Origin of the sequence: Nonomuraea sp. NPDC050383 (assembly GCF_044459125.1) — a bacterium.
Taxonomy (GTDB): Bacteria; Actinomycetota; Actinomycetes; order Streptosporangiales; family Streptosporangiaceae; genus Nonomuraea.
In genome coordinates this window covers 287,630-299,688 of the sequence record NZ_JBITIP010000005.1, presented here as the reverse complement: position 1 = coordinate 299,688, position 12,059 = coordinate 287,630, and the positions used below count along the sequence as shown (strand labels likewise).

11 protein-coding genes and 1 tRNA gene are annotated in these 12,059 nt (G+C 71.1%); 11 read left to right on the top strand and 1 reads right to left on the bottom strand.

What is annotated here, in order from left to right:
• Window positions 1-8 precede the first annotated feature (8 nt).
• Window positions 9-947 (bottom strand): acyl-CoA desaturase, encoded by a 939-nt coding sequence (locus tag ACIBG4_RS15525; RefSeq protein ID WP_397202322.1) that lies wholly within the window; start codon window positions 945-947, stop codon window positions 9-11.
• Window positions 948-1,241: 294 nt separating this feature from the next.
• On the opposite strand from ACIBG4_RS15525, the gene ACIBG4_RS15520 reads away from it, so the two are divergent.
• From ACIBG4_RS15520 to ACIBG4_RS15470, 11 genes are all read left to right on the top strand, one after another.
• Window positions 1,242-1,313: transfer RNA gene (locus ACIBG4_RS15520), tRNA-Gln, on the top strand.
• A 123-nt stretch (window positions 1,314-1,436) separates the two neighbouring features.
• Window positions 1,437-2,930 carry a bifunctional UDP-N-acetylglucosamine diphosphorylase/glucosamine-1-phosphate N-acetyltransferase GlmU gene (gene glmU, locus ACIBG4_RS15515; RefSeq protein WP_397202321.1) on the top strand — a complete coding sequence of 498 codons (1,494 nt, stop codon included), beginning with the start codon at window positions 1,437-1,439 and terminating at the stop codon, window positions 2,928-2,930.
• A 64-nt stretch (window positions 2,931-2,994) separates the two neighbouring features.
• The gene (locus ACIBG4_RS15510; protein ID WP_310709653.1) at window positions 2,995-3,972 is read left to right on the top strand and encodes a ribose-phosphate diphosphokinase; all 978 of its coding nucleotides are present in this window, start codon (window positions 2,995-2,997) and stop codon (window positions 3,970-3,972) included.
• Between the two features lie 132 nt (window positions 3,973-4,104).
• Window positions 4,105-4,710, top strand: a complete 606-nt coding sequence (locus tag ACIBG4_RS15505; RefSeq protein WP_310709654.1) for a 50S ribosomal protein L25/general stress protein Ctc — start codon at window positions 4,105-4,107, stop codon at window positions 4,708-4,710.
• Window positions 4,711-4,834: 124 nt separating this feature from the next.
• Window positions 4,835-5,419, top strand: a complete 585-nt coding sequence (gene pth / locus ACIBG4_RS15500; RefSeq protein ID WP_310709655.1) for an aminoacyl-tRNA hydrolase — start codon at window positions 4,835-4,837, stop codon at window positions 5,417-5,419.
• A 113-nt stretch (window positions 5,420-5,532) separates the two neighbouring features.
• Window positions 5,533-6,972 (top strand): sugar transferase, encoded by a 1,440-nt coding sequence (locus ACIBG4_RS15495; RefSeq protein WP_397202501.1) that lies wholly within the window; start codon window positions 5,533-5,535, stop codon window positions 6,970-6,972.
• Window positions 6,972-7,811: a 3'(2'),5'-bisphosphate nucleotidase CysQ gene (locus tag ACIBG4_RS15490; RefSeq protein ID WP_397202320.1), complete on the top strand. Its 840-nt coding sequence runs from the start codon at window positions 6,972-6,974 to the stop codon at window positions 7,809-7,811. Before ACIBG4_RS15495 ends, ACIBG4_RS15490 begins: the two co-directional genes overlap by 1 nt.
• An 18-nt stretch (window positions 7,812-7,829) precedes the next feature.
• Window positions 7,830-8,744 carry a sulfate adenylyltransferase subunit CysD gene (cysD, locus tag ACIBG4_RS15485; RefSeq protein ID WP_310709658.1) on the top strand — a complete coding sequence of 305 codons (915 nt, stop codon included), beginning with the start codon at window positions 7,830-7,832 and terminating at the stop codon, window positions 8,742-8,744.
• A gap of 4 nt (window positions 8,745-8,748) precedes the next feature.
• Window positions 8,749-10,011 (top strand): sulfate adenylyltransferase subunit CysN, encoded by a 1,263-nt coding sequence (gene cysN, locus ACIBG4_RS15480; protein ID WP_397202319.1) that lies wholly within the window; start codon window positions 8,749-8,751, stop codon window positions 10,009-10,011.
• A gap of 185 nt (window positions 10,012-10,196) precedes the next feature.
• The gene (locus ACIBG4_RS15475) at window positions 10,197-11,078 is read left to right on the top strand and encodes a sulfotransferase (RefSeq protein WP_310709660.1); all 882 of its coding nucleotides are present in this window, start codon (window positions 10,197-10,199) and stop codon (window positions 11,076-11,078) included.
• Entirely contained in the window at window positions 11,075-12,013 is a 939-nt protein-coding gene (locus tag ACIBG4_RS15470; protein ID WP_397202318.1) for a glycosyltransferase family 2 protein, read from the top strand. Before ACIBG4_RS15475 ends, ACIBG4_RS15470 begins: the two co-directional genes overlap by 4 nt.
• The last annotated feature ends 46 nt before the right edge of the window (window positions 12,014-12,059 follow it).

Genomic DNA, 12,059 nt, shown 5'->3' with positions numbered 1-12,059 from the left:
TCTGACTGTCAGGCAAGCCTCTTCGCCGCCAGCCGCTCAGGAGTCGGCCAGCGCACGTCGGACGCCCAGCCGAGGCGCTCGAAGCCGCGGATGACCTCGGCGCTCAGGTCGATCTGGCCCTTCAGCGCGCCGTGCCGCGCGCAGGTCGGGTCGGAGTGGTGCAGGTTGTGCCACGACTCGCCGAAGGACGGGATCGCCAGCCACCACACGTTGCGGGACTTGTCGCGGACCTGGAAGGCCTCGTCGCCGAACACGTGACAGATCGAGTTGATCGACCAGGTGACGTGGTGCAGCAGGCCGATGCGGACCAGCGAGCCCCAGAACAGCGCGGTCAGCGCGCCCTGCCAGGACCAGGTGAGCAGCCCGCCGAGGACGCCCGGGAGCAGGAGCGAGGTGAGCGCCAGCGCGGGGAACCACTTGTGCAGCTTGCGCACGTCCGGGTCCTTGCACAGGTCGGGGGCGTACTTCTCGCGGTTGGTGCGCTCGGCGTCGAACATCCAGCCCATGTGCGCGTACATCAGGCCCTTGGCCATCGACCTGAAGCCGGGGCCGAAGCGCCACGGCGAGTGCGGGTCGCCCTCCTTGTCGGAGAACTTGTGGTGCTTGCGGTGGGTGGCCACCCAGTCGAGCACGGACATCTCCAGCGAGAGGCTGCCGGCGATGCCGAGGGCGATCTTCAGGGGACGCTTGGCCTTGAACGAGCCGTGCGTGAAATAGCGGTGCAGCCCGACGGTGACGCCGAGCCCCGAGACGGCGTAGAAGACGAACATGATCACGATGTCCGTCCAGCCGAGGCCCCATCCCCATGCCAGCGGCACGGCTGCCACGAACGCGATCAGCGGCAGCCCGACCACCAGGGCGAAGGTGACGAGCTCTGCCTTGCTTCGCGGTTCGGGTTCGGCGTCGGGCTTCGGTCCGGGGGTGGGACGTTCGGCGAGAACTGTCATGGGCTACCTCTCACGACCTGTATGACAATGAATGTCCGAGCTACGCAACCGTAACCTACGCCATCGTAAGTAAGGAAGTCCTAAGCCGCGAATGTGCGATGGGCAACGGTTCCTCGCCCGAGGTGAGTGGATTCCGTGGCTTGCGCGTTTTCGGTACATCTGCTAGCACCACGCTCTACCCGGGGCGGGTGGCCTCAATCGGGCGAGCGTGATCCAGGCGTTGCCCATGCGGGCGCGCGACGGGGGGCGGGCTCGGTATCGTAGGTGTGTCGGATGCCACGCGCGTCCGATTAGTCCCGGATCGTCTAATCGGCAGGACAAGTGGTTTTGGTCCACTTTGTAGGGGTTCGAGTCCTCTTCCGGGAGCATTGAGGCACGCCCCTGCGCGGTGGACCGGGAGGCGGGCAGGTATCCTCGCGGTGTCGGGAGGGTAGCGGTGCGGTAGCCGCATCCAGCCCTGATCCGTCCAGCCACAGGGAGCCTCAGTCCGTGAGTGTGCCGCGCCCGGCAGCCGTCATCGTCCTCGCCGCAGGCGAGGGCACCCGGATGAAGAGCCAGACCCCGAAAGTCCTCCACGAGGTGTGCGGCCGAGCCCTGCTCGACCACATGCTCACCGCCGCCCGGGACCTCGGTCCCGAGCGCCTGATCGTCGTCATCGGCCACGCGCGTGAGCGCGTCGGCGCCCACCTCGCCGAGACCAGCCCCGACGCGCTGGCCGTCGTCCAGCGCGAGCAGCGCGGCACCGGCCACGCCGTCCGCACCGTGCTCGACGAGGTCGGCGCGATCGACGGCACGGTCCTCGTCACCTACGGCGACGTGCCGCTGCTGCGCGCCGAGACCCTCGCCGCGCTGCTGGCGCGCCACGCCGCCGACCGCAACGCCGTCACCGTCCTCACCGCCGAGGTGCCCGACCCGACCGGGTACGGCCGCATCGTCCGTGACCCGGCGGGCGCCGTCCTTGCGATCGTCGAGGAGAAGGACGCCACCGACGAGCAGCGCGCCATCAGGGAGATGAACTCCGGCATCTACGCCTTCGACGGAGCCCTCCTGGCCGACGCCGTCAAGCGGGTGTCCACCGACAACGCCCAGGGCGAGGAGTACCTCACCGACGTGCTGTCCATCCTCCGCGAGGACGGCCACCGGGTGGGCGCCCACACCGCCGCGGACTTCGCCGAGGTCGAGGGCGTCAACGACCGCGTCCAGCTCGCCCAGGTCCGCAAGCTGCTCAACCAGCGGTTGCTGGAGCGGCACATGCGCGCCGGCGTCACCGTCGTGGACCCGGCCAGCACCTGGATCGACGCGGACGTGGAGATCGAGCCCGACACGGTCGTCCACCCCGGTACCCAGCTCCACGGCCGCACCGTCATCGAGTCCGGCGCGGAGGTCGGCCCCGCCACCACGCTGACCTCCACCCGGGTCGGCGCGGGAGCCGTCGTGCGCAACGCCGTCTGCGACTCCGCGGTCGTCGGCCCGGGGGCCAGCGTCGGGCCGTACGCCTACCTGCGCCCCGGCACGGTCCTCGGCCGCGGCTCCAAGGCCGGCACGTTCGTGGAGATGAAGAACACCCAGGTCGGCGAGCGCTCCAAGGTGCCCCACCTGTCCTACGCGGGCGACGCCACGATCGGCGACGACGTCAACATCGGCGCGGCCGTGGTGTTCGTCAACTACGACGGCGTCAACAAGCACCGCAGCACCGTGCGCGACGGCGCGTTCGTCGGCTGCGACAGCATGCTCGTGGCGCCGGTGACCATCGGCGACGGCGCCTACACGGCGGCGGGCTCGGTGATCGACGGCGACGTGCCGCCGGGCGCGATCGGCGTGGCCCGCGCCCGCCAGCGCAACATCGAGGGATGGGTCCTGCGCAGGCGCGCGGGCACGAAGTCGGCCGCGGCGGCACAGCGCGCCCTGGCCGAGCAGGAGCAGGTCGGCCGGGCGCCGGGCGACCAGCAGCATCAGCAGCATCAGCAGGAGAGTGGGGCATGACCGAGCTTGTCGAGGTCATCAACGAACACAGCACCGTGGTCATGAGACCGACGAAGGAGAGCTCGTGACCAGCATCAAGCAGCCCGGCGAGAAGAACCTCATGCTTTTCTCCGGCCGGGCCTACCCGGAGCTGGCCGAGGAGGTCGCCGAGCACGTCGGCGTCTCGCTCACGCCGACCAAGCTGATCGACTTCGCCAACGGCGAGATCTACGCCCGCTACCTCGAATCCGTCCGCGGCTGCGACGCCTTCGTGATCCAGAGCCACACCGGCCCGATCAACAAGTGGATCATGGAACAGCTCATCATGGTCGACGCGCTCAAGCGGGCCTCCGCCAAGCGCATCACCGTGGTCATGCCGTTCTTCGGCTACGCGCGCCAGGACAAGAAGGGCCGCGGGCGCGAGCCCATCACCGCGCGCCTGATGGCCGACCTGTTCAAGACCGCGGGCGCCGACCGGCTCATGTCGATCGACCTGCACACCTCGCAGATCCAGGGCTTCTTCGACGGCCCGGTGGACCACCTGTTCGCCATGCCCGTCCTGGAGAGCTACCTGAAGAACAAGCTCGACCTGGCCACCACCACGGTCGTCTCGCCCGACACCGGCCGCGTCCGGCTGTCGGAACGCTGGGCCGACACGCTGGGCACGCCGCTCGCGTTCATCCACAAGCGGCGCGACCTCGACGTGGCCAACTCCGTGAAGGTCAACGAGGTCGTCGGCAAGGTCCGGGGCCGCACCTGCGTGCTCATCGACGACATGATCGACACCGCCGGCACGATCTGCAAGGCGGCCGACGCCCTCTACGAGCAGGGCGCCACCAACGTGATCGTCGCCGCCACCCACGCGGTCTTCTCCGACCCGGCCGTCGACCGGCTGAAGAACTCCCGCATCAGCGAGGTCATCGTGAGCAACACGCTCCCGCTGTCGCAGGCCGCCCGCTTCGACAAGCTCACCGTGCTGTCCATCGCGCCGCTCATCGCACGGGCCATCACCGAGGTCTTCACCGACGGCTCGGTCACCAGTTTGTTCGAGGGCGACACCTGAGGTGCCCCGCCGGGCGGAGCCCGGCCTGTTTCAACACGGTAAGCTGAGTCGGTCGCGCTCGTAACGCCTTCCGCTAGGGCGGGTGAGGGTGAGCGCCACAGATCCGATTCCCATGCATCCCTAGGAGATGTCGTGTCCGAAGTACGTATTGCCGCCGAGCAGCGCTCCACGTTCGGCAAGGGCGCCGCCCGCAAGATCCGCCGCGCCGCCAAGGTGCCGGCCGTCCTCTACGGGCACGGCATCGAGCCCAAGCACCTGACCCTGCCCGGTCACGAGGTCCTCCTCGCCCTGCGCACGCCCAACGTGCTGATCCGCCTCCACGGCGAGGGCGTGGACGAGCTGGCCCTGCCCAAGGGCGTGCAGCGCGACCCGATCAAGGGCTTCGTCGAGCACGTCGACCTGCTGCTGGTCAAGCGCGGCGAGAAGGTCACCGTCGAGATCCCGGTCACCACGATCGGCGACGTCAACTCCGAGGGCATCCTGGACCTCCAGATGACCTCCGTCGCCGTCGAGGCCGAGGCCACCCACATCCCGACCGGTGTCGACGTCGACATCGAGGGCCTGCAGGTCGGCACAGCCATCACCGCCGGTGAGCTGAAGCTGCCCAAGGGCGCCACGCTGATCGCCGACCCGGAGGCCGTCATCCTCCAGGTCAGCGCCAAGCAGGCCGAGGCCCCCGCCGAGGAGGGCGCCGAGGGCGAGGCCGCCGAGGGCGAGAGCGCCGAAGCCGCCGAGTAGTCGCCGGTCGACGGGGCGGCCGGCGCGTCCGGCCGCCCCGTCCCGCGCCTCGACCCCGATCCCCGAGCCCCGAGCCGGGGGCGTCCCCGCGCCCGCAAGCCGTGTTCGCGCCTGAGGAGACTTCATGGACCGCTGGCTCATCGCCGGGCTGGGCAATCCCGGCGCCGAATACGCGGGCAACCGGCACAACGCCGGCTTCATGGTGCTCGACGAGCTGGCCGCACGGGCCGGCGGCAGGTTCAAGGCGCACAAGAGCCGGGCCGAGGTGCTGGAGACCCGCGCCGCGATCCTGGCCAAGCCGCTCACCTACATGAACCTGTCGGGCGGTCCCGTCAAGGCGCTGTGCGACTTCTACAAGATCGGCCCTGACCGGCTGATCGTCGTCCACGACGAGCTGGACGTGCCCTACGGCGCGCTACGCGCCAAGCTCGGCGGCGGCGACAACGGCCACAACGGCCTCAAGTCCATCACCAAGTCGCTGGCCACCCGCGACTACCTGCGCGTCCGCTTCGGCATCGGCCGCCCGCCGGGCCGCATGGACGCCGCCGCCTTCGTCCTCCGCGACTTCGCCACCGCCGAGCGCAAGGACCTCCCCTTCCTCGTGGACCGCGCCGCCGACGTGGTCGAGTCGCTCATGGAACGCGGGCTCGAAGTAACCCAGAACGAGTTTCATCGGGCAGATCTCAAGATTTCCGGCCCTCCACGCTGATCCCCACATAGGTCCGTTCGCGACACTGCCCAGGTGCCTGGCGCTACTATCTGGTGACTGTCGGTTACGGACGCATCACGGGGAGGCGCGAGGTGAGCGACGGCGAGGGGCTGCTGACCGTCGTCGGGTTCGGGCCTGACTCCTCGTGGAGGGTGAGCCCGCGGCTGCCCGCCTGGGTGCGGGCCTACCGGGCGCGGGCCTTCGCGGCCGATCTGCTGGGCGCCGCCGCGGGCTCGGCCGGGGCCTTCTTCCTGCGCTTCGGCGAGCTGACCCCCTACGCCGCGCCCTACCTCCTCGTCAGCGCGCTGCTGCCCGGGCTGTGGATCTGCGCGGTCGCGCTCAACCGGGCGTACGAGCCGCGCATGATCGGCATCGGCTCCGACGAGTTCCGCCGCGTCGTGCAGTGCGGCGTCGCGCTGACCGCCGCCACGGCCATCGGCTCCTACCTCACCAAGACCGACGTCGCCCGCGGCTACGTCGTCCTCGCGCTGCCCCTGGTCACGCTGTTCACGCTGCTGCTCAGGTACGGCCTCCGCCGCTCGCTGCACCGTCGCCGGGCCCGGGGCTCCTGCATGCGCAGGGTCGTCGCCGTGGGCCACGCCGCCTCGGTCGCCGAGCTGGTGCAGCTCTTCCGGCGCGAGCGCTACCACGGCATGGAGATCGTCGCCGCCTGCCTGCCGGCCGAGGTGCCGGGTGGCCGGGTGGCCGGGGTGCCCGTCGCCGGCGACTTCAGCGACGTGCCCATCGTCGTCGACCAGGCCGCCGCCGACACGGTGGCCGTACTGGCGTGCCCCGAGATGGACGGGGTGGCGCTGCGCCGGCTGGCCTGGCGGCTGGAGCGCACCCACACCGAGCTGGTGGTCGCGCCGGCGCTGATGGAGGTGGCCGGGCCGCGCACCACGATCAGGCCCGTCGCCGGGCTCCCGCTGCTGCACGTCGAGCATCCGGAGCTCACCGGCGCCCGCCAGCTCGTCAAGAACGCCTTCGACCGGCTGGTGGCCGCGGCGCTGCTCGTCCTGCTGTCCCCGCTGCTGCTCACGCTGGCCGTGGCGGTCCGCGCCACCAGCCCGGGTCCGGCGCTGTTCCGGCAGACCCGCGTCGGCAGGGACGGCAGGCCGTTCACGATTGTGAAGTTCCGCACGATGCGGCGCGGCTCCGAGCGCCAGAAGATCACCCTCGTCAGCGACGCCGACGGCGTGCTGTTCAAGATCCGCAACGATCCGCGGGTCACCACGCTGGGCTCCCTCATGCGCCGCCACTCCCTCGACGAGCTGCCCCAGCTCGTCAACGTGGTCCTCGGGCACATGTCGCTCGTCGGCCCCCGCCCGCCCCTCCCCGAAGAGGTCGACCGTTACGGCGACGACGTGCGCCGCCGGCTGCTCGTCCGCCCCGGACTCACGGGCCTGTGGCAGGTGAGCGGCAGATCCGACCTGTCGTGGGAGGAATCCGTCCGCCTCGACCTGCGTTACGTGGAGAACTGGTCCCTCATGCTCGACCTCCAGATCCTGTGGAAGACTTGGTCGGCCGTCGCCCGCGGGCAAGGAGCTTACTGATGACGATTCGCGACGACCACGCCCTCGCCGCTGACCTGGCCACCGAGGCGGGCGAGCGGCTGCTGGCGCTCCGCGCCCGCGAGGGCTTCGACGACCCCGCGGGGTTGCGCGCCCTCGGCGACCGGGCCTCCCACGTGTTCCTCATGGAGTCGCTGGCGCGGCTGCGCCCGAGCGACTGCGTGCTGTCGGAGGAGTCCAGCCGCGAGGACCGGCTCGACCCGCGCCGGCTGAGCGCGCCCCGCGTGTGGATCGTGGATCCGCTGGACGGGACACGGGAGTTCTCGGAGCGGCGAGCCGGCCCCGGAAGCGGCAGCTTGCGTGACCAGGACGGGGCCGAAGGGAGCGCGACCATCAGCCCGGAGGAGGGCAGGTCAGACTGGGCCGTGCACGTCGCTCTCTGGGAGGGTGACCGGCTCACCGCCGGCGCCGTGGCGCTGCCCGCCCAGGGCCGCACGCTCAGCACCGCCGAGCCGCCCAAGCTGCCCACCCTGGAGCGCGGCAGGTTCCGCATCGCGGTCAGCCGCACCCGCCCGCCGGAGTTCGTCCAGAAGCTCGCCTACCTCGTCGGCGCCGACCTCGTGCCCATCGGCTCGGCCGGGGCGAAGATCTCCGCGGTGCTCACCGGCGACGTCGAGGCGTACGTCCACGCGGGCGGTCAGTACGAGTGGGACTCCGCCGCCCCGGTGGCCGTCGCACAGGCCGCAGGAGCTCACACCAGTCGCATCGACGGCACGCCGCTCACCTACAACAGGGCGGACCCCTCGCTACCGGATATTCTTGTTTCCCTACCGGACTTGGCGTCAACCCTGCTCGCCGGGATCCGGGACCTGCACCGCTAACCGCCGGAGGAAGCTCCCATGCTCCAGCGCGACTACACGACGTCGCAGCTCGACGTGCTCGAGGCCGAAGCCATCCACATCATGCGCGAAGTCGCGGCGGAGTTCGAGCGTCCCTGTCTGCTCTTCTCCGGCGGCAAGGACTCCATCGTCATGCTGCGCATCGCCGAGAAGGCGTTCTGGCCGGCGGCGATCCCGTTCCCGCTCATGCACGTCGACACCGGTCACAACTTCGACGAGGTCATCGAGTTCCGCGACCGCCGCTCCCAGGAGCTCGGCGCGCGGCTCATCGTGGCCAGCGTGCAGGACTCGATCGACGCGGGCCGCGTGGTCGAGGACACCGGCCGGCGCGCCTCGCGCAACCGGCTGCAGACCACCACGCTGCTCGACGCCATCGAGGAGCACGAGTTCGACGCGGTCTTCGGCGGCGCCCGGCGCGACGAGGAGAAGGCCCGGGCCAAGGAGCGGGTGTTCTCCTTCCGCGACGACTTCGGTCAGTGGGACCCGAAGAACCAGCGCCCCGAGCTGTGGAACCTCTACAACTCCCGCATCCGCAAGGGCGAGCACATCCGCGTCTTCCCGCTGTCCAACTGGACCGAGCTCGACATCTGGGACTACATCCGGCGCGAGGGCATCGAGATCCCGTCGATCTACTTCGCCCACACCCGCAAGGTGTTCGAGCGCGACGGCATGCTGCTGCCCGACGCCGACGTCGTCCAGCGCGGCGACGACGAGGCGCTGTTCGAGGCCGTGGTGCGCTACCGCACCGTCGGCGACATGACCTGCACCGGAGCGGTGCAGTCCACGGCCGCCACGGTCGAGGAGATCATCGAAGAGATCGCGGCCACCCGGATCACCGAGCGCGGGGCCACCAGGGCCGACGACCGCGCCTCGGAGGCCGCCATGGAGGATCGCAAGCGGGAAGGCTACTTCTAGACCGATGGACATTCTGCGTTTCGCCACGGCGGGAAGCGTCGACGACGGCAAGTCCACCCTGATCGGGCGCCTGCTCTTCGACTCCAAGGCCATCTTCGAGGACCAGTTGGAGGCCGTCGAGCGCACCTCGCGCGACCGCGGCACCGAGTACACCGACCTGTCGCTGCTCACCGACGGCCTGCGGGCCGAGCGCGAGCAGGGCATCACGATCGACGTGGCCTACCGCTACTTCGCCACGCCGCGCCGCAAGTTCATCATCGCCGACACGCCCGGGCACATCCAGTACACCCGGAACATGGTCACCGGCGCCTCCACCGCCGACCTGGCGATCATCCTCATCGACGCCCGCAAGGGCGTGCTGGAGCAGTCGCGCCGCCACGCCTTCCTGACCTCGCTGCTGCGGGTGCCGCACCTGGTGCTGGCGGTCAACAAGATGGACCTGGTCGACTACTCCGAGGAGCGGTTCGACGAGATCCGCGAGGAGTTCACCGCGTTCGCCTCCAAGCTCAACGTGAACGACCTGACGTTCATCCCGATCTCCGCGCTCAACGGCGACAACGTCGTCTCCCGGTCGGAGAACATGCCCTGGTACAACGGCTCGTCGCTGCTGCACCACCTGGAGAACGTGCACATCGCCTCCGACCGCAACCTGGTCGACGTGCGCTTCCCCGTCCAGTACGTCATCCGCCCGCAGCGGGCCACCGACCATGCCTTCCACGACTACCGGGGCTACGCCGGCCAGGTCGCGGGCGGCGTGCTGAAGCCGGGCGACGAGGTCGTGCACCTGCCCTCGGGCCTGAGCACCCGGATCGCCTCCATCGACACCTTCGACGGACCGGTGGAGGAGGCGTTCCCCCCGATGTCGGTCACGCTGCGCTTCGAGGACGACCTCGACATCTCGCGCGGCGACATGATCGCCCGTCCGAACAACCAGCCGCACGCGGCCCAGGACCTCGAAGCCATGGTCTGCTGGATGGCCGACACCGTCAAGCTGGCGCCCCGCAGCAAGCTCACCATCAAGCACACCACCCGCACAGCGCGGGCGCTCGTGCGCGACCTGCACTACCGGCTCGACGTCAACACGCTGCACCGCGACGAGGAGGCCACCTCGCTCGGCCTCAACGAGATCGGCCGCGTGACACTGCGGGTGACGCAGCCGCTGTTCGTCGACGACTACGCGCGCAACCGGCTGACCGGCGGCTTCATCCTGGTGGACGAGGCCACCAACGGCACGGTGGCCGCCGGCATGATCATCGACGCCCACTGATCCACCGGCTGCCTCCGGCCCCCGCCCGCACAGGCGGGGGCCGGTGCCGTCTCCGGGCCCGGTTAGATCTTTTGGGCTTTCACTGACGCTACCGTTACTCTCCGCGCTAGTCTCGCCACGTTCCGTGTAACGACTAGTACAGGAAAGCCCATTCCCCCGTGACTCACCCTTCGACAGCCCCCCGGGTGGTCTTCCTGGGAGGCCTCGGCCGCAGCGGCACCACGCTCCTGGAGAGGCTGCTGGGAGAGCTGCCCGGCGTGGCGCCCCTCGGTGAGGTGGTCCACCTGTGGGCCCGTGGCGTCCTGGCCGGCGAGCTGTGCGGCTGCGGCCGGCCCTTCGGCGCCTGCCCGTTCTGGACGGCCGTCGGCGACCGGGCCTTCGGCGGCTGGACGCGACCGCTCGCCGAGCGGGTGCTCTCCCTGCGCCACCGCATCGACCGGACCCGCCGCGTCCTCAGCATCGGCCACCCCGACCTCGACGAGTACGTCCGCGCCTACCGCCGCGTCCACGACGCCGCCGCGCAGGTCGCCGGCGCGAGCGTCGTCATCGACTCCAGCAAGCACGCCTCCCTGGCCCACTGCCTGGCCGAGGGCGGGGCGAGCATCCACGTCGTCCACGTGGTGCGCGACCCCCGGGCCGTCGCCCACTCCTGGCGCAGGGCCGTACGCCGGCCCGAGGACGGGCGACCGATGACCCGCTGGGGCCCCGCCCGCACCGCCTTCCACTGGACCGCCCAGAACATCGCCCTGGACCTTCTCGCCCGCCGGGGCGAGCCGGCCGTCCAGGTCACCCGGCTGCGCTACGAGGACCTCGTCGCCGCGCCGGAGGCCACGCTGAAGGGGCTCGCGCAGCGGCTCGGCCTGCCGGCAGAGTTCCCGTTCGTCACCGGGTCCACGGCGCACATCACGACGGCCCACACGGTGTCGGGCAACCCCATGCGGTTCGCCGTGGGGCCGGTCGGGCTGGCGTTCGACGACTCGTGGCGCTCCGGCGCCCACCGCGGGCTGGTCGCCGCCCTCACCTGGCCCCTGCGATCCCGGTACGGCTACCACGGGGTGACCGCGTGACCCGGCCGCCCGCTCCCGGCGGGACCCCCACCGGGACGCCGTCGGTCGGCGTGGTGATCCCCACGCGCGGCGACCGGCCCGGACACCTGTTCGCCGCCGTACGGGCGGCACTGGCGCAGGACCACCCGGGGCGGATCTCGGTGGTCGTGGTGGCCGACGGCGCGAACCCGGAGACGGTCCTCGACGGGCTCGCCGGCCTTCGCGACGCTCACGACCTCCGGGTGCTCCCCAACGGCCTCACTCCTGGCCTGCCCGGCGCCCGCAACACCGGCATCGCCGCCTCCGACACCGATCTCGTCGCCTTCTGCGACGACGACGACCAGTGGCTGCCCGGCAAGCTCACCGCCCAGATCCGCCTCCTCGCCGAGACGGGGGCCGAGTTCGCGAGCTGCGGCATCGAGGTCGAGCACGGCGGGCACCGGGTGCCGCGGCTGGCCGGCACCACCACCGTGACCGAGGCCGACCTGCTCCGCTCCCGCATGGTGATGGTGCACTCCTCCACGTTCCTGTTCAGGCGGGGCGGGCTGTGGGTGGACGAGAGCGCCCCCGGCGGCCAGAACGAGGACTGGGACCTCGCCCTGCGCGCCGCCCGCCGTCATCCCATCGCCCACGTCGACCGACCCCTCGTCCGCGTCCACTGGGGCGCGTCCCACTACGTGGCCCGCTGGAGCGAGCGCATCGCCGGGCTGGAGTGGATGCTGGCCCGGCACGCCGGCCTGTCCGCCGACCCGCGCGGCGCGGCCCGGGTCTACGGGCAGCTCGCCTTCCACCACGCCGCCCTGGGTCACCGGCGCGAGGCCGGGCGCTGGGCCATGCGGGCGTTCGGCGCCCGGCCGGCCGAGCCGCGCGCTCCCATCGCCCTCGCGGTGGCGGCCGGGCTCATCCCGGCGGCGACGGTGCTGACCCTGCTGCACGGCCGGGGGCACGGCATTTGACGGGCGGTGACGGCGTACCGCGGGTGCCCGGCAGGGTGGCCGTCGG

Bases quoted from the DNA above. Each gene is read 5' to 3' on its own strand.
- cysN (WP_397202319.1), top strand. From the start codon at position 8,749: ATGGACATTCTGCGTTTCGCCACGGCGGGAAGCGTCGACGACGGCAAG.
- ACIBG4_RS15525 (WP_397202322.1), bottom strand. From the start codon at position 947: ATGACAGTTCTCGCCGAACGTCCCACCCCCGGACCGAAGCCCGACGCC.
- cysD (WP_310709658.1), top strand. From the start codon at position 7,830: ATGCTCCAGCGCGACTACACGACGTCGCAGCTCGACGTGCTCGAGGCC.
- pth (WP_310709655.1), top strand. From the start codon at position 4,835: ATGGACCGCTGGCTCATCGCCGGGCTGGGCAATCCCGGCGCCGAATAC.
- ACIBG4_RS15490 (WP_397202320.1), top strand. From the start codon at position 6,972: ATGACGATTCGCGACGACCACGCCCTCGCCGCTGACCTGGCCACCGAG.